A 16,676-nucleotide genomic window follows, 5' to 3' on the forward strand; every position below is an offset into this window, starting at 1 on the left:
AGCGCGGATCGCTCGCCCCGGTCAAACGACCGGGTTTTGGTCAGCCCAGTTCGAGGCGTGACAGCTCGCCCCGGGAGGTGACACCGGCCTTCGCGAACACGTTGCGCAAGTGGAAGGCCACGGTCCGGGGTGAGACCCAGCACTGCGCAGCGACCTCCTTGTTGGAGAGCCCCTCGCTCACGAGCAGTGCGACCTTGCGTTCCATCGGTGTCAAAGCCAGCAACGTGGACTCGTCGCGTCGCCGGGCGGTCTCGCCGGATGCGCGGAGCTCATCGGTGGCCCTGCCCACCAACGGCTCAGCGTGCAGGTCCTGCAGGGTCGCAAGGGCGTCGCGCAGCGGCAGACGAGCATCGGCCCGGCGACCGTTTCGACGCAGCAGCTCGCCGTGGGCGAGCTGGGTTCGCGCGCGGTCGTACGGCCGCTGCGCCAGCGCCTGGTGCTCCAATGCCTGTCGGAACAGCTCGTCGGGGTCGTCACCCGAGGCTGGATCGGTGGTCAGAGCTCGGCCGAAGAGCACGGTGGCCCGCGCCCAGGGCAGTGGGGTCCCCGCGGCGAAGTCCTCCAGCTCCTTCGTCCAGTCGCGAGCAAGCTCGTGCTCGTCGGCGCGCACGGCGGCGTCGATCCGGTCGTGCGCCGCGAGCCGACGCAGCGTCGGCAGGCGAACCTCACGCAGGTGGTGCAGAGCGCCCGCCCGGTCCCCCGTGAGTGCGGCCCGTGCCCCCGCAGCCCAGTGCACGAGGTCATCCAGCGGGCGAGCGAGGATGCCCCGCGGAGGGTGTGCAGCCAGGAGACCGTCGAGGGCCACCCGGTGGGCGTCATGGTCTGGCCGCCCCTGCAACGCCGCGAGAAGGGTGAGCCAGGCCAGTGGGGTCGCGCTCAGGGCACGCTGCCCGACGCTGCGTCCGAGCGAGACCGCCTCCTCACAGGTGCTGCGCAGCTCGGTCCAGCTGCCCGCGAGGTAGAGCCCGAAGGCCGTGCGCTGCAACGCGTAGAGGACGGCCATGCCGTCGCCGGTCTCCCGAGCCACCGACAGCATCTGCGCGTAGAGCTCGCGATGAACGTCGTCCTCGCCGAGGTGCAGGGCGGCGTTGCCGAGGTTGCCCAGGAGGTCGAGGTCGTCGGTGGCACGACCGGCGGACCGGGCTACCTGCAGCTCAGCAACCGCACCGAAGCGGTCCCCCGCCATGGCGCGCTCAGTGCTGGTCAACAGGTGCTTCAAGGCGCGGGTCCGGGCACTGTCGCCGTCGGTGTCCCGGACGTCGACCGTGCCCGCGGGCAGGACCGCACCACTGTCGGCCCCGTGGCTACGAGCTACCGAAGCCGCCACCGCCATCTCCAGCGCGCGGTGCGGGTCATGGACCGCCACCTGCTCGGCAGCCCGCGTGAGAATGCGGTGCGCATCGTCGGCCGAGCCGGTGTTGACCTCGATCCTCGCCCGCAGGCGGTCGAGATCGGCTCGCAGGAGCGGATCGTCGGTATCGGCCCGCGCTCTCGCGACCAGCGCCGACGCGTGCTGGGCCCGGCCGGACGCCCAGGCGTTTCGAGCGGCGGCCAACCTGCGCGCCGCTGCGGCAGCCACATCGCCCAGCTCGGCAGCCCGTTCGTAGGCGTCCGCTGCCCCCTGGTGGGCCCCTCGGGCCTCAGCCCGGACGGCGACCAGGTCCAGGGCGGCGGCCAGCTCCGGGTCCAACTCGTGGGCGACGGCAGCGAGGTGCCACGTCTGCCGGTCAGCGTCCTGCAAGTCGCCAAGCACCTCGGCGAGCGCCACATGCACACGCCGACGCTCACGAGCGCCGGCTGCTTGGTAGACGGCCGAGCGGACAAGCGGGTGCTGGACGTCGGCGGTGTCTCCGGTGACGAGCAGCAACCCGGACCGTACGACGGCATCAAGGGCCTCGCGCTCGATCCCCAACGCCCGTGCTGCTCGTTCGATCGTGGCAAGACGTCCCGTCCCGTCGGCGACCGCGACGAGGAGGACGGTCTGCGCCGCCGCCGGGAGCTGTCGGCAGCGCTCGAGGAACGCGCGTTCCACGCTGCTGGTCAGCGGGAGAGGCAAGGGCAGCGCCTCGCTACCGTCCCGCTGTCCCGGCGACAGCGCTGTGGGCAGCTCCAGTAGCGCCAGCGGGTTGCCACGGGTCTCGGTCAGCAGGCGGTCGCTTACCTCTTCTGCGAGGTCGCCGGCACTGGCGCTGAGCAGGCGTCGCGCCGACTCCTCGTCCAGGGCACCCAGGGTGAGGGTCGGAATGCCCTCGGCGGAGAAGCCAGTGTCGTCAGAGTGACGGGCGACAAAGCACATGGCGACCTGGTCCGCGTCGAGCCTCCGGGCAGTGAAGAGCAGCGCGTCGGCCGAAGCCTCGTCCAGCCATTGGGCATCGTCGATCACGCACACCAGCGGCTCGTCCTCGGCCGCCGACGTGAGGATCGACAGGGTCGCCAGCCCCACGACGAACGGCTCGAGTCTCGGCCCCTCGGCCTCACCGAAGGCGACCCGGAGCGCCCGCGCCTGAGGAGGTGCGAGTGCCTCCACCAGACCGAGCACCGGCCGCAGCAGGCGGTGGAGGGCGGCGTACGCGAGGGGTGCCTCGGACTCGAGTCCTTGCGTGCGGAGCACCCGGAGCCCGGAGCCCGAGACGACATCGTCGACGAGAGCGGACTTTCCGATCCCGGGTTCGCCACGGACGAGCACGCTGCCGGACCTGCCCAGGCGGGCGGCCTCGACCACCGACGCGAGGTGTGCCTTCTCGGCGTCGCGACCATGAAGCACCTGCCGAGGCTACTGCGTGCTCAGGGTGCCCGGAAGCAAGTCGGAGACGTCATCCAGCCATCCCGGCCGTTTGACCGGGGCGACGGATCAGCCTGTCGCGGAGGGTGTGTCGGGCCGCCGCCGTCGGCCTGCGACCCAAGGAGAAGCCGTGACGCCCGACCGACCCGTTCGCCACATCGGGATGCTGATCTTCGACGAGGTCGAGGCGCTCGACGCGGTGGGGCCGTGGGAGGTCTTGTCGTGGTGGACGAGCCACCACCCCGAGGACGGCTGGAGCATCAGCTGCCTGTCGCGCGACGACGCCCCTGTCACGGCGGCGAAGGGGCTGGTGCTCGGCGCTCACCACGCATTCACCGACGCACCCCAGCTCGACCTACTCATCCATCCCGGTGGACCGGGCACTCGCGCGCTGATGCGCGACGCGGAGCATCTCCGGTGGGTGTCGACGCAGAGGACCCAGGCGCCGCTGCTGGCGAGCGTCGGCACCGGGGCGCTCGTCTTCGCCGCTGCAGGGCTCCTCGGCGGCCGACCCGCGACGACGCATCGCCAGTGCCTCGACCTCCTCCACGACCTCGACCCCACGATTGATGTGAGACCACTGGAGCGGTTCGTCGACGACGGCGACATGATCACCAGCGGCGGCGTGGGCGCAGGTATCGAGATGGCAATTCACCTCGTGGCACGACTCGCCGGCTTCGACCGGGCCAGGGAAGTCCGCCTCGCGATCAGCGACTCGTCGGGGCGACGTCTCGGGGTCGACGGCGCGCCGGTCGACGGATGACGGACCCCGGCTTCGACGCGAGGAGCGGGTCGAAGTCGTCGGTGATCGGGGTCAGGTCGGCCTCGTCGACGAAGACCGCGCCGTCGCGCACCTCCTGGACGAGGTCGCGGCCGAGTACGGCGCCGGCCGTGCCCATGCCACCCCAGATCGTGGCGTTGATGCCGAACATGTGCTCGGTGCTGCCGCCGGCAAGGAACAGGCCCGGGATGTGCGTGGTGACCCGCGGCCGGAACGGGCCGAGGTTCTTCAGCAGCGGGGCGATGCCGTAGCAGGAGCCGTCGGCACTGAGGGTGAAGCGCTCCTGGGTGATCGGGGTGGAGGCCTCACAGAAGACCATCCGCTCCCGGAGGTCCGGGATCATCAGCTCGGCGGTGTCGAGCACCCGCTGGGTGAGCTCCTCCTTGAGCTGGAGGTAGCGCTCGTCGCGGCCGTAGCTGCCGCCGTCGGCGGGACCGGTCTCGACGTTCCAGAACGCGTGCTCCTTGGGCGCCCAGCTCACGAGTTCGAGCGTCGAGTAGCCGGGAGGTGCCGAGTGCGTGCCTTCGGGGTCCTTGGCCGTGGGGCAGCTGATGCCGACCGGCATCCGCTCGGGACAGCGACCGGCGGCGACCTCGCGGTAGTAGCCGTCGATGTCGCTGGTCGGCCACACCCACGCGAGCGGCGGGGTGCCGCGCTCGCGCAAGTCGACGTCGAGCGCGACGTACACCGCGAACATCGGCAGCGTCATCTCGAGACCCTTCAGCCGGCGCCGCAGCCGTCGGGTCAGGTGCTCGTCGCCGACCAGCTCCGCCCAGGTCCGCTTGAAGTCGGCCGCGGAGACGACGACCTCCGCGCGGATCTCCTCGCCGCCACGGAGCCGGACGCCGACAGCGCGCCCGTCCTCGACCAGGACCTTCTCGACCCTGGCCTTGGTCCGCACGCGACCGCCGTGCGTCTGGATGACGTCGGTGAGATGGGCGCCGATGACCTGGCCGCCGCCGCGCGGGTAGTAGGCGCCGGCCTGGAGGTAGTGGTGGAGGAAGCCCGCGTGCATGGCGGTCGGCGTGCGATGCGGAGGCCACGTGTAGTCGCCGTTCTCCGCGAGGATCACCGCCTGGGCGTCGGCGCTGAGACCGCACGCGGCCATCAGCGTCGTGATCGGCCGCACGCCCCACCGCAGCACGGCGGACAGACGACGGAGCGGTCGATCGCCGCTGGCGACCGTGCGCATGATCCCCACGCAGCGACGCAGGCCCGGCTCCTCGTCGGGGAAGGCCGCGACCAGGCGGTCGAGATAGGTGTCCCAGCCGGTCGGCGTCTGGAACGTCGTACCCGGGATCATGATCTGGCAGTGGCCCTCCGGGCGCTGGCGCAGCCACTTGATGCGCTCGGTCAGGGACAGCCCGGAGAGCGCGGTCTGCATCCGGCCACCGGGGCCGCACTCGCCGACGTAGTGGGTGCCGACGTCGAACTCGAACTTGTTGCCGGCGCGGCGGAACACCTGGGTACTCCCGCCGACCACCTGGTTGGCCTCGAGCACCAGGACCTTCTTGCCGTTGGCCGCGAGGTACGCCGCGCAGGTGAGGCCGCCCGGACCGGCCCCCACGACCACGGCGTCCCAGCTCTCGGGCCTGCCCTCGGGGCTGTCCTCGGGGCTCGTGGTCGGGCGCGGCGTGGCGGTCTGCGTCATGGCGGGGTCACTTTCCGGAAGGTCTCTGGAGTCAGACTCTAGTTCACTCGGGAAGCAGGCCCTCGAGAAGCGTCAGGCCGGCCTCGACCACCGCCTGCTCGACCCGCTCGGGCGACAGCACCAGCGCGTCACGGCGCAGCGCCAGCGCGGCCACGCCGTTCCAGGCGCCGAAGAGGAAGTAGGACATGAGCTCCGGGTCGACCCGCCTGATCGCACCCGCGTCCACGGCCTCGCGGATGCTCTCCTCGAACTCGCGCCGGAGCTGGCTGAACCGCGCCACGACCTCGTCCTCGACCGGGGTGCGCGGACCCCGCTCGCCGGTGACGGCGAGGTACTTCCCCACTGCCGGGTGGTCGAGGAGGAGGCGCAGGTAGGCCGAGCCCACGCCTGCGAAGCGCTCGAGCGGGGACGTCTCGGCGGCGTACGCCGATCGGAGTGCCGCCGTGGCCACGGCCAGGACCCGCTCGGTGACCGCCGCCAGGAGCGCGTCCTTGGTCCCGAAGTGCACGTACACCGAGGCGGCGGAGACCCCCGCCTGGGTGGCGACGTCCTCGATCCGGATCTCCTCGGGCGCGCGCTGCGACATCAGCAGCTCCGCGGCGTCGAGGAGCAGCACCCGCGTGCGCTCGCGGCGGCGCGACCCGCGCGCCGCGGCGTCGGTGCCCGCAACGGACTTCGGGGCGTCGTTCACGAAGGACACCCTAGGGACCGGGCACCCTCCCGTCCGGGATCGGTGCCGCGCTCCCCCGGGTGGCCATCCCGAAGGCCCGGCACACCACGCCGCTGCCGAGGAGCGGCGAGAGCATCCCGCGCCGGGTGCCATGGGGAGTGGGGACCCAAGACCTGCCGGGCACGTCGGTGGACTCCCTGGGCCTCGAGGAGTTCCTCACCCGCACCAGCACGCGCGCGTTCGTGGTGCTGCACCGCGGCAAGCTCGTCCACGAGTGGTACGCCGACGGCATCGACCCCGACACCAAGCTGGCGTCGTGGTCGGTGGCGAAGTCGCTGGTCGCGCTGCTGGCCGGCCAGGCAGTCGCGGAGGGACGGCTGCGTCTCGACACCCTGCTGGTCGACGTCATCCCCGAGCTGCGGGTGCGGTCGCCGCTGGACGGCGACGCGGCGTACAACAGGGTCACCGTGCGCGACCTGCTCGACATGACCAGCGGCATCGAGTCCCCCGAGAGCTACACGCTGGTCGACGACCCGACGGTGGTGCTGGACAACCCCAGCCTGCTGGTCACCAGCCTCACCGGCACCTACCCCCTGTTCGCGACCCCGGACGTGCAGAGCTTCGCCCGGACACACCGGACCATGCTCTTCGAGCCGGGCACTGACGGGGAGTACATCTCCCTCAACAGCCAGCTGCTCGGGATGGTCCTCGAGGCGACGTACGGCGAGGACCTCGCCACGCTGTTCCGCACCCGACTCTGGGAGCAGGCCGGCGCGCAGTACGCCGCCACGTGGAACCTCGACCGCGACGGCGGCACCGCCAAGGGGTTCTGCTGCCTCAACGCGACCGGCCGGGACTTCGCCCGGCTCGGGCAGCTCGTGCTCGACGCCGGCACCCCGCGGTCACCGGTCACCCGGGCGTGGAAGGAGCGGCTCCTGCGACCACGCGCGATCCGGCTGTACGGCGGCGAGTGGCCCTACTCCACCAACTTCTGGCACATCCCCGCGGACCTCCCGCGAGGCACGGCTCGTCTCGACGACGCCAGCGCCATCGGCATCTTCGGCCAGTACATCTATGTCAACGACCGGACCGACACGGTCATGGCCAAGCTCAGCGACTACGGCATCGAGCAGGACGAGGCACTGACCTTCGAGGCGATACGCCACATCGCCAGGTCGTTCCCCACCGCCCCGCAGACTGTGTCCTTGAAGCTCAAGGCCCCTCAACGCGGACGACGCGGGCAGCAGACCACGCTCCGCGTCCTCGCGCTGGGCGAGGGCCGCACCCGCCCCCGCGGGCTGGTGCGCCTCAGCATCGACGGCCAGGCGCTCCGCGTCCGGCTCGTCGACGGCCGCGCCCCGGATCCTCTGGACGCCGCACCGGCTGGGCGCGCACACGTTCCACGTCCGCTACCGGCCGGCCTCCGGTTTCAAGCGCGCCTCGACAACGGGACGCCTCGTCGTCCGGCCGTCGCGCTGAGCAGTGACCGCACGCGTCACCACCAGCCGGGTCGTCACACCTCGCGACCCTGAAGGCGCCGGGGCGAGGCGATGATCGCCGCCGGGTCTGGACTGGTCCACGGTCTGGCGTTCGCCGGCATCCTGTAGGGCCTTGGGCTGCCATCGCCTGCCTCGAGGCCGCTCTCATCGGTCACCCGTTGACGGTGGCCTGCGCCGCCGCGGCGACTGCCACGACCTTGTGGGTGGGCGACCGCCGGCGCCGAGGCGGCTCAGCGGCTCGCGGCCGACCTGATCTCCGACGCACTTGACGACCTGTTGCCGTTCTAGCCTCGCGAGAGGTAGGCCATGGCGCGCTGGGCTGCCCGGAACCCGCACATGCCGTGGACACCGGCGCCCGGTGGCGTCGATGCCGAGCAGAGGAACATCCCGGGAACCCCGGTGGAGTAGGGGTCCAGCGCCACCGCCGGGCGCCCCACCAGCTGGCCGACCGTGTTGGCACCGCCCACGATGTCCCCACCGACGTAGTTGGGGTTGTAGGCCTCGAGGTCGGCCGGGCTGCTGACGTGCTGGGCGACGACCCTGCCTCTGAAGCCCGGGGCGAACCGCTCGATCTCCGCGACCACCGCCTCGGTCGCGTCGGTCGCGAGCCCGTGCGGGACGTGGGCATAGGCGTAGATCGGGTGGACGTCTCCGACCGACCTCGTCGGGTCGGCGAGGTACTGCTGACCGACGAGCACGAACGGATGATCCGGCATCCGTCCCGCGGCGATCGCCGCCTCTGCCGCGACGACCGACGCTCCCGCCCCACCCAGGTGGACGGTGCCGGCCCGATGCGCTGCCTCCGCGGTCCAGGGCACCCCGCCACGGACGGCGAAGTCGACCTTGTGCGCTGCCGGGCCGAACCGGAACGAGCGATATCGGTGACGCCGGCGTTGCGACAGTCGGTCTCCGACGATGTCGGCGACCGCACGAGGGGAGGTGTCGAACATGGTGACGTCGGTGTTCGGCAGGTCGGCCGCGGTCCGCACCTGGTGGTTGAGGACGATCTCGCCGCCGAGCTCCTCGAGGAGGCTCGCCATGGCGGTCGAGATCGAGCGCGACCCGCCCTCGGCGACCGGCCATCCGGAGCGGTGCCCGGCCGCGATGAGCATGACGCCGACAGCCGACGACAGTGGGCGGGTGAGGGGCTGGAAGAGGTGAGCCGCGCAACCCAGGAAGAGTGCTCGGGCCTGCGGGGTGCGGAACGAGCGCGCGAGTACCGACGCTGGTGGCGCTGCTCGCAGCCCGAACTGGGCCAGCCGAAGCGGGTGGGAGGGCACGCGGACCAGGGGGCCGAGCACGTCGTCAGCGACGGCGGGGAAGGACCGTTGCAGTGGACCGAACAGCCGCTCCCAGGTCCTCGCGTCCTCCCCCAGCCCGGCACCGGTGGCGGCTGCGTCGCCGGCGAGCACGCCGGCCGATCCGTCGTCGAGCGGGTGGGCCAGGTCGACCTCCGCCCACCGCCACGTCAGGCCGTGCTCGGCGAGCGGCAGGCTCGCCAGATACGGCGAGGCCACCCCGAACGGGTGAATGGCGGAGCACACGTCGTGAACCAGCCCCGGGACCGTGAGCTCGTCGCTACGGGTCCCGCCGCCGACCGTCGAGTGCGCCTCCAGGACCGTCACGTGGACTCCCTGCTGGGCGAGGTGCAGCGCCGCGGACAGACCGTTGGGGCCGGAACCGACGACGACGGCCGTACGACGAGTCGTCACGACGACCTCAGCTCTCCACCGGGCGTGCTGGTCATCGTGATCGGCAGGTCGGTGTCCCAGGGCTGGCGGACCACCATGTCGGCGACCAGCACGGTCCCCCGCTCGAACTCACCTGTGGCGGCATCGATGAGCCGGTACGCCTGGGTGGGCTTGTGGATCGGCTGGGCATCGAGGGTCAGGATGCGGACCTCGCCGGGCTCGAAGGCGCACCGCTCCTGCAGTGCCGCGATGAGCTGTTCGCGGTGCAGGTGCCCGTCGCCGAAGTTCCAGCCGAGCACGACCCCGGCGATGAGCTCGCCGTCCATCACGAGGTAGTTCTCGTGATCCTCTCCGCAGAGCCTGGGGATGAGCGCGAAGTGGGCTCGACCGTGTGTGTGGATGGACCGGAAGGCGTAACCGGTGAAGAGCGGGACCTCGGCCTCCTCCGGCCCGTAGATCTTCTCCAGCTGCTGGTGGGGAAGCATCGTCGCCTTCGTCGTGCCGGAGTCGAACTTGGCCAGCCCCGCCTGCGTGAAACACCACACCGAGGTGTCCCAGTTGCCTGCGTAGTAGCGCATGCCGACCAGGAAGGAGATCTTCTCCGGGAACAGGCTTCCCAAGACCACGAACGACGCGCTGAGGAGCGGGACGAGCAGCACCCAGGGGCGCTCGAGGTCTCCCAGCCCGATGCTTGCCTTGTCGACGAACAGGATCAGGATCGCGAAGATCATGAAGACGTTCCACTCCAGCGGCACACCCATCGGGATCGTGGCGATGATGTGGAGGTGGAAGGCGATCATCACGATCGCGGCGACAGTCGTCAGGGTGCCGCCGCCGGAGCAGATCAGGACGAGCGGGACGCCGAACTCCACGATGGTGCCGCCGTGGGCCAGTGCCGCCGACAACCGCGACGGGCGGAGGTCGTCCGGGAACGACCGGCTGAACAGGTGCTTGATCTTCTTCGAGCGCCAGATCGGGCTGTTGGTCTCCATGGCCTGGACGACGAACGGGAAGTGCCCGTTGATCTTCGAGAGTGCGGCACCCCACCAGATGACCAGCATGACCAGCTTGGCGCCGACGATCGCGTCAGGAGCGGAGAACAGGAACGTGAGCGCGATGGCCGCGTAGACCTCGGAGCGAGCTGCGAGGAAGATCGTGCGGTCCCTGAGCGAGATCACGGCGAGGACCCCGAGGAACAGCAACACCTTCCACACGGGCAGGGCCGACGTGCTGCTGCCCGGGTCGCTCGCGGAGAGCAGGGCGATGACGAGCGTGGCGAGCAGGGCGGCGTACAGCAGCGCGTCGGCGACCGTACGACGGTCGCCGCGGGTCAATGGGACCCGGGCTGGCCATGGCGGGAGGCGGATGGTGCCCGGCCGGAGCCAGTAGAGGAAGGACCCGAGCGGCGGCAGGAAGCGCAGGTTGAGCGGACCGAAGCCGCACCCGAGCCCGAGCACCTCGAACAGCACGGTCCAGAAGACAAGCTTCTGGAACACGATCGGCTCGGCCCACCAGTCGCCGATGCTCGTGAACCCGTCGATGCCGGGCGTGGACAGGGCAAACAGCATCGCTCCGAGCACGTAGAGCGCGATCTTGACGAGGTAGAGCACGTAGACGACGTCGGGGGTCCCGAAACCCACCTCGAGCAGGTGGCGGACCATCGGACGCATCCGCTCGTTGCGGGTGCCTCGACGCCATTCTGCGACGTCGACCTGTGGGAGGTTCGGTTGCAGGAAGCCCATGTGCTTCGCCTGTCGCTAGTGCTTGCAGGTCAGGCCGCCGTCGACGACGACCTCGGTCCCCGTCACGAACGACGCATCGCTGGAGAGCAGGAAGGCGATCACGGTCGCCACCTCCTCGGGCTGCGCCATCCGACCCAGGGGCGCAGCCTGCTCGAAGCCGGTCCGTATCTCGTCGATGTCGAGGGCCTGCTGGAGCATCGGGGTGACGACGAAGCCGGGACAGACCGAGTTGACACGGATCCCACTGGGCCCGAGCTGCGCGGCCATCGAGCGGGTCAGCCCGAGGAGTCCGGCCTTCGAGGCGCAGTACGACGGGATCCACGGGTTGCCCACCAGACCCTCGATCGACGAGATCGCGACGACCGATGCTCCGGGGGCCCGCTCGAGGTGCGGGAGCATCTCCTGGACGAGCAGGGCGTGCGCGCGGAGGTTGACGTCGAGGACGGCGTCCCAGCTGTCTGCGGTGAAAGCACCGACCGGCTCGGGGGACACCCGGCCGGCGGCATGCACCAGCCCGCTGAGGCCGTCGAGCGCCGCCGCCGCGGCGGCCACGGGTGCGGCCAGGTCGGCTGTGACGTCGACGACCTGGCCGTGGGCGCCGATCCGGTCGGCCACCTCCAGAGTGTCGGGCGCGACGTCCCAGAGGGCTACCGCTGCGCCGCGCTCGAGGAGGAGCTTCGCGGTGGCGAGGCCGATGCCTGAGGCACCGCCGGTGATGATCACGCGAGCCGGGTCGGAGGTCCTGTCGGTCATGGGGCGAGCAGCACCTTCAGGCAGTCGGCGGAGCGGGCGGCCACGGCGGCGTACGCCGCGCCGGCCTCCGCGAGGGGGAAGGTGTGGGTGAAGATGCCGGCGGCGTCGAGACGCCCGGACTGCACCAGCGGCACGAGCTCGGCCCACGTGCTCTGGACCGGAGCGGTGGTCATCCGGAGCGTGATGCTGCGGAAGACGCCCATCAGGATCCCGAGGGGGTAGGGGTCGAGGCCGTGGATGCCGATCACCGAGATCGTGCCGGACGAGCGCACGGCGGCGAATGCGGCGTCGAGGGTCTGGTCGTTGGCCACAGCGTCGATCACGCTGTCGGCACCGAGCCCCTGCGTGGCCTCGAGTACGGCGGTCACGGGGTCGCCCGCCAACGCGATCGCTCCGGCGGCGACCGCGAGGTCTCGACGGCCGGCCACGGGATCGAAGGCCAGGACCCGCTCGGCGCCCTGCGCGAGTGCGGAGCGCACGGCGCACTGACCAACGGCACCCAGGCCCCACACGACCACCGTGTCACCGGGCTGCACGCCGGCGCGGCGGGCGCCGGCCCATCCGGTGGCGAGGTTGTCGGTCAGCAGTAGCGCGGCCTCGTCACTGACGCCGTCGGGGATGGCGAGCAGCTGGAAGTCGGCGGCCGGTACGGCGAGCAGGTCGCTCTGGGCCCCGCCGAGCTCGCCCGAGCCGAACACCTTGGCCCCACCCAGGCACGCGATCGGGTCACCGGTGGCGCAGCCCCGGCACGCCCCGCATCCTGCGACCGACGCCACGAGCACGCGGTCGCCGACAGCGAAGCGTTGGATGTCGTCACCGACCTCGACCACGGTGCCGATCGCCTCGTGCCCCACGGCGACCGGGAAGAGTGGCAGGTCGCCGTCGTAGAAGTGGAGGTCGGAGCCGCAGATGGCAGTGGCCTCCACCTCGACGATCGCCCCGGCGGCGTCGGGCAGCACCGGATCGGCGACGTCGAGGACGGCGACCTGGCCGGGCCCCTGGATGGTGACTGACTTCACGATCACGCACCGTAGGCGAGTAGACAGATCGGCGCAAGTGTGTACCCTCTGGTGCCATGCGATCGCAGCAGGCTGGCCTCCGGTTCGACGACTCCGACGACGAGATCAGGGCGGCCCTCGAGGACGTCTCGATCCCGACCCTGCTCGTCTCGTGCGTCCACATGAGCGGCGATGCCTCGATCCTCGACGGCCCCGTCAGACCAGGTGGCGCGATGCTGAACGAGATCCAGGGCTACCTGTCCGAGGAGGACAAGTTGGCCGCGCGCGAGCTCGCGTTCGACGTCATCCGCGACTACCGCGACCGTGGCTGCCCCGAGCCGGAGCCGGTCGACCAGTCGCTCGTCAAGAAGATGATGGAGTTCGTCGTCGGGGCCGCGGTCGCCGACGAGTACGTGCCGATGATGCTCGAGGAGCTCGGCCTCGAACGCCTCGACACCCGGGCCGACGTCTCCGGCAACACAGGACGCGTCGTACCCGACGACTTCTCGGTGGTCATCATCGGCTGCGGCATGTCGGGACTGCTCGCCGCGATCAGGCTCGGTCAGGCCGGAATCCCCTACGTCGTCGTCGAGAAGAACGCCGGCCCCGGTGGGACCTGGTACGCGAACACCTACCCCGGTGCCCGCGTCGACGTCGGCAACCACTTCTACTGCTACAGCTTCGAGCCGAGCGACCACTGGACCGAGTACTTCGCCCGGCAGCCCGAGATCCTCGAGTACTTCACCGCAGTGATGCGCAAGTACGGCGTCGATGAGCACGTCCGATGGAGCACCGAGGTCACGGGCGCCACCTGGGACGACGAGACCAGCACCTGGGTCATCGACGTCGGAGGCCCCGATGGCCGCGAGACCCTGCGGGCGCGGGCGCTCATCAGCGCGGTCGGCCAGCTCAGCACCCCACACGTGCCTGAGGTCCCAGGATCCTTTGCCGGTCCGGCGTTCCACACCGCTCGGTGGGACCACGGCGTCGACCTCACCGGAAAGGACGTCGTCATGATCGGAGCCGGAGCCACGGGATTCCAGGTCGCACCCGCCATCGCCGACACCGTGGGGTCGCTGACCGTCCTGCAGCGCACGGCCCAGTGGATGTTCCCCAACCCGGGCTACCACGAGCCGGTCGGCAGCGGAATGCAGTGGGCTCTGCGTCACCTGCCCTTCTACGCGCGCTGGTTCCGGTTCCTGATCTTCTTCCCCAGCTGCGACGCGGGCCTGGCCGCAGCCAAGGTCGACCCCGCCTGGGAGCCGCAGCAGACCTCGGTCAGCGAGATCAACGACTTCGCCCGGATGATGTTCACCGAGTGGATCGAGAGCCAGCTGCCCGACGATCCCGACCTGCTGGCCAAGGTGCTGCCCGACTACCCGGCCACCGCCAAACGCACCTTGCAGGACAACGGCAGCTGGCTGCGGACCCTCACCCGCGACAACGTCGACCTCGTCCGCGCCGGTGTGCGCCACCTCGAGGCCGACGGCGTCGTCGACTCCGAGGGCACCAAGCACCACGCCGACGTGCTGGTGTGGTCGACCGGCTTCGCCTACAACGAGCCCCTCGCCCCGATGACGATCCGGGGCCGTGGAGGGGTCGACCTGCGCGAGCACTGGGGCACCCGGCCGCGCGCCTACCTGGGCGTCACCGTGCCCAGCTTCCCCAACTTCTTCTGCCTCTACGGACCCGGCACCAACCTCGCCAGCGGAGGCAGCATCATCTTCGCCAGTGAGTGCGAGGTGCGCTACACGATGGCGTGCATCGAGGCCCTGCTCAACGGTGGTCACCGCACGATCGAGCCGAAGCTGTCGGTCTACGACGACTACTACGACCGCTCGCAGGCGGAGATGCGCACCATGGTCTGGGCGTCACCGCACATCGAGCACAACTACTACCAGAACGACGACGGTGAGGTGCACGGACTGAATCCCTGGCGCCTGGTCGACTACTGGGACTGGACCCGCACCGTCGACCTCGACGACTACCAGCTCCAGTGAGCACGGCCGACGACCCTCGCCGTTCCACCCGGGAGCGTGTCCTCGACGCCGCCGAGGCCTGCCTGCGCCGCGACGGCATCCGCAAGACCTCGGCACTGCAGGTCGCAGCCGAGGCCGGTGTCTCCCGGGCTTGGCTCTACCGGTTGTTCCCGGACAAGGCCACCCTGCTCTCCGCAGCACTCATCCGCCGCGACGAGGCTTTCTGGGTCGACGCCCAGCACCAGGTGGACGATGCCGACGGGTTCGCGGCCAAGATCGCCGCTGCCGTGTCACTGTCGCGCGCCGCCCCGCTCGGCCCCCTGGCAACCGAGCTGCGCGACAACGAGCCGGAGGCCTTCGCCGAGGTCATCGGCACCTACGTCGAGGACATCATCCCCGGCATGTCGTGGTTCTGGCAGCACCAGCTCGAGCAAGCAGTCGCCTCCGGCGAGCTACGGCCCGACCTCGACCTCGAGGCGGCGGCGGAGTGGGTCATGCGCCTGGTCGTCTCCTTCGTCAGTGTCCCGAGCGTGTCGGTCGACATCGACGACCGTGACTCGTTGGAGAAGGCCTTCACGACGTTCCTCATGCCGGCGCTAGTGCTCAGCGTATGAGCCCGAGCTGGCAGGCCCGGGCCGTCGCAGCGATCGCCGGCGCCGTACCGGACCGAGTGGTCGCACGCACCCTGGCCAAGCCCTCGCGGCGCTGGGAGCTGATGCCGCTGGTGGCGCCGTCGGTCGCCGAGCGGTACGAAGTCGACGTCACCGAGATCGGGGCCGGGCGCGTCGCGACCGCCCGGCCCCGCTCCGCTGGTTCGTCACGGCACGCGTTCTACCTGCACGGCGGGGCCTACACGCTGGGCCTGACGCACTGGAGCGTGGCCGAGCCGCTGCTGGACCGCGGGTGGACGGTCTCCCTGGTCGACTACCCGCTGGCGCCCGAGCACACCGTCGCAGAGACCGTCCCGATGGTCCTCGACGCCTGGCGGAGCGTGACCGACGGCGCCTCCGGACCAGTCGACGTCCTGGGCGACTCCGCGGGCGGCGGGCTCGCGTTGGTCGTCCTCCAGCAGATCCGCGACCTCGCACTGACCCGCGCCGGTCGAGCGGTGCTCTTCTCCCCCTGGATCGACCTGGTGATGAGCGACCCGGTGACAGTTGAGTCCGCCCGGCACGACCCGGTGCTCTCGCTGCCCGGGCTGCGCGGCGCCGCCGACCTCTACGCCGCGGGCCGCGACCTGGCCGACCCGCTGCTGTCACCGATCTTCGGCGATCTCTCAGGTCTCGGGCCGGTTCAGGTCTGGGTAGGGACCCGTGAGATGTTCCTCGCGCAGTGCTGCCAGCTCGCCGACCTCGCGGCCGCCGAGGGGGTCGACGGGACCGAGGTCGACCTCCGCATCGCCGCCGGGATGATCCACGACTGGTCGATGCTCCCGATCCCTGAAGGCCGAGCCTCGCTGGAGCAGGCGATCCGCTTCCTCGGCTGAGCCTCGACCAACCGGCCCGAAGGAAGTCACGCGGGTCGCTACAGGTCGACGGGGACGACGAGCTTCGCCTTGTAGAACCCCTTGGCGACACCACCGCGCATAGTGGCGATCTGCCGGACCCCGTCGTCCTTGCCGAAGACACCGTCGGAGGAGATGCTGACCCGGTTCAGGTTCGTCGAGGCGCCGTAGCCGCTCTGGGTCCGGTAGACGGCGGCACACGCGGCACGCGGCAGCGCGAGCTGGGACGTCGCCAGGATCTCTCCGCCGGACGTAGCGTCCTTGCGGCTGCGATAGACCTCGAAGTGCACGTGCGGCCACCGACCGGAGTAGCAGCCCGGGAAGATGCTGGTAACCGCACCTTGCCCAAGCTGTCGCTGACCTGCACGCCGCGCAAGAAATTCTCGTCCTCGACGCCCTCCGAGTACATCGAGTACGTGCCGCCTCGGGTGCAGTGCCAGGCATATAGAGCCAGGCCCTTCACCGGCTTCTCGCTCGCTGCGTCGACCAGAGCGAAGACCATCTTGAACGGGAATCCTCCGGCACTCCCGTCGGCCGAGCCGATGCTGGAGCGGATGTCGCGGCGCACGACCCCCGACTGCCCACCTCGAACCTCTGGCTGACGGAGGTCGTGGCCAATCCGTCGA

13 protein-coding genes are annotated in these 16,676 nt (G+C 70.7%); 5 read left to right on the forward strand and 8 right to left on the reverse strand.

The features are described 5' to 3' along the window. Window positions 1–40 precede the first annotated feature (40 nt). Window positions 41–2,764, reverse strand: a complete 2,724-nt coding sequence (locus BLR90_RS17300) for an ATP-binding protein (protein WP_091026487.1) — start codon at window positions 2,762–2,764, stop codon at window positions 41–43. A 148-nt stretch (window positions 2,765–2,912) separates the two neighbouring features. On the opposite strand from BLR90_RS17300, the gene BLR90_RS17305 reads away from it, so the two are divergent. After that, window positions 2,913–3,545, forward strand: coding sequence for a DJ-1/PfpI family protein (locus BLR90_RS17305; protein WP_218029434.1), 633 nt, complete (start codon window positions 2,913–2,915; stop codon window positions 3,543–3,545). Here BLR90_RS17305 and BLR90_RS17310 read toward each other — a convergent pair. Continuing rightward, window positions 3,490–5,214 carry a phytoene desaturase family protein gene (locus BLR90_RS17310; RefSeq protein ID WP_091026488.1) on the reverse strand — a complete coding sequence of 575 codons (1,725 nt, stop codon included), beginning with the start codon at window positions 5,212–5,214 and terminating at the stop codon, window positions 3,490–3,492. The genes BLR90_RS17305 and BLR90_RS17310 overlap by 56 nt on opposite strands. Window positions 5,215–5,257: 43 nt before the next feature. Then, window positions 5,258–5,905 carry a TetR/AcrR family transcriptional regulator gene (locus BLR90_RS17315; protein ID WP_170254354.1) on the reverse strand — a complete coding sequence of 216 codons (648 nt, stop codon included), beginning with the start codon at window positions 5,903–5,905 and terminating at the stop codon, window positions 5,258–5,260. Window positions 5,906–5,964: 59 nt separating this feature from the next. Here BLR90_RS17315 and BLR90_RS17320 point away from each other — a divergent pair, with 59 nt between their 5' ends. After that, window positions 5,965–7,416: a serine hydrolase domain-containing protein gene (locus BLR90_RS17320; protein ID WP_170254355.1), complete on the forward strand. Its 1,452-nt coding sequence runs from the start codon at window positions 5,965–5,967 to the stop codon at window positions 7,414–7,416. 251 nt (window positions 7,417–7,667) lie between these two features. Here BLR90_RS17320 and BLR90_RS17325 read toward each other — a convergent pair whose 3' ends face one another. From BLR90_RS17325 to BLR90_RS17340, 4 genes are read right to left on the reverse strand one after another with little or no spacing between them, the layout of a single operon-like run. After that, entirely contained in the window at window positions 7,668–9,095 is a 1,428-nt protein-coding gene (locus tag BLR90_RS17325; protein WP_091026490.1) for a phytoene desaturase family protein, read from the reverse strand. After that, entirely contained in the window at window positions 9,092–10,816 is a 1,725-nt protein-coding gene (locus BLR90_RS17330; RefSeq protein ID WP_091026491.1) for a DUF3556 domain-containing protein, read from the reverse strand. The genes BLR90_RS17325 and BLR90_RS17330 overlap by 4 nt, the downstream gene beginning before the upstream one ends. Window positions 10,817–10,831: 15 nt before the next feature. Next, window positions 10,832–11,569, reverse strand: a complete 738-nt coding sequence (locus BLR90_RS17335) for an SDR family NAD(P)-dependent oxidoreductase (RefSeq protein ID WP_091026492.1) — start codon at window positions 11,567–11,569, stop codon at window positions 10,832–10,834. After that, complete coding sequence (locus BLR90_RS17340; RefSeq protein ID WP_091026618.1) at window positions 11,566–12,588, reverse strand: alcohol dehydrogenase catalytic domain-containing protein; 1,023 nt, start codon at window positions 12,586–12,588, stop codon at window positions 11,566–11,568. Before BLR90_RS17340 ends, BLR90_RS17335 begins: the two co-directional genes overlap by 4 nt. 56 nt (window positions 12,589–12,644) lie before the next feature. Between BLR90_RS17340 and BLR90_RS17345 the strand changes: the two genes are divergently transcribed. Genes BLR90_RS17345 through BLR90_RS17355 form a run of 3 tightly spaced genes read left to right on the forward strand, consistent with a single transcriptional unit; the run spans window position 12,645 to window position 16,032 of the window. Continuing rightward, window positions 12,645–14,567, forward strand: a complete 1,923-nt coding sequence (locus tag BLR90_RS17345) for a flavin-containing monooxygenase (protein ID WP_091026493.1) — start codon at window positions 12,645–12,647, stop codon at window positions 14,565–14,567. Further along, complete coding sequence (locus BLR90_RS17350; RefSeq protein ID WP_170254356.1) at window positions 14,564–15,160, forward strand: TetR/AcrR family transcriptional regulator; 597 nt, start codon at window positions 14,564–14,566, stop codon at window positions 15,158–15,160. Before BLR90_RS17345 ends, BLR90_RS17350 begins: the two co-directional genes overlap by 4 nt. After that, window positions 15,157–16,032: an alpha/beta hydrolase fold domain-containing protein gene (locus BLR90_RS17355; RefSeq protein ID WP_091026495.1), complete on the forward strand. Its 876-nt coding sequence runs from the start codon at window positions 15,157–15,159 to the stop codon at window positions 16,030–16,032. The genes BLR90_RS17350 and BLR90_RS17355 overlap by 4 nt, the downstream gene beginning before the upstream one ends. A 38-nt stretch (window positions 16,033–16,070) precedes the next feature. On the opposite strand, the gene BLR90_RS17360 is transcribed toward BLR90_RS17355, so the two are convergent. Beyond that, on the reverse strand, window positions 16,071–16,340 hold the full coding sequence (locus BLR90_RS17360) for a peptidase associated/transthyretin-like domain-containing protein (protein WP_091026496.1): 270 nt from the start codon (window positions 16,338–16,340) through the stop codon (window positions 16,071–16,073). Window positions 16,341–16,676: the final 336 nt, after the last annotated feature.

The organism is Nocardioides szechwanensis, assembly GCF_900103935.1.
Classification (GTDB): Bacteria; Actinomycetota; Actinomycetes; order Propionibacteriales; family Nocardioidaceae; genus Nocardioides; species Nocardioides szechwanensis.

Bases quoted from the DNA above. Each gene is read 5' to 3' on its own strand.
- BLR90_RS17345 (WP_091026493.1), top strand. From the start codon at position 12,645: ATGCGATCGCAGCAGGCTGGCCTCCGGTTCGACGACTCCGACGACGAG.
- BLR90_RS17310 (WP_091026488.1), bottom strand. From the start codon at position 5,214: ATGACGCAGACCGCCACGCCGCGCCCGACCACGAGCCCCGAGGACAGC.
- BLR90_RS17330 (WP_091026491.1), bottom strand. From the start codon at position 10,816: ATGGGCTTCCTGCAACCGAACCTCCCACAGGTCGACGTCGCAGAATGG.
- BLR90_RS17335 (WP_091026492.1), bottom strand. From the start codon at position 11,569: ATGACCGACAGGACCTCCGACCCGGCTCGCGTGATCATCACCGGCGGT.
- BLR90_RS17355 (WP_091026495.1), top strand. From the start codon at position 15,157: ATGAGCCCGAGCTGGCAGGCCCGGGCCGTCGCAGCGATCGCCGGCGCC.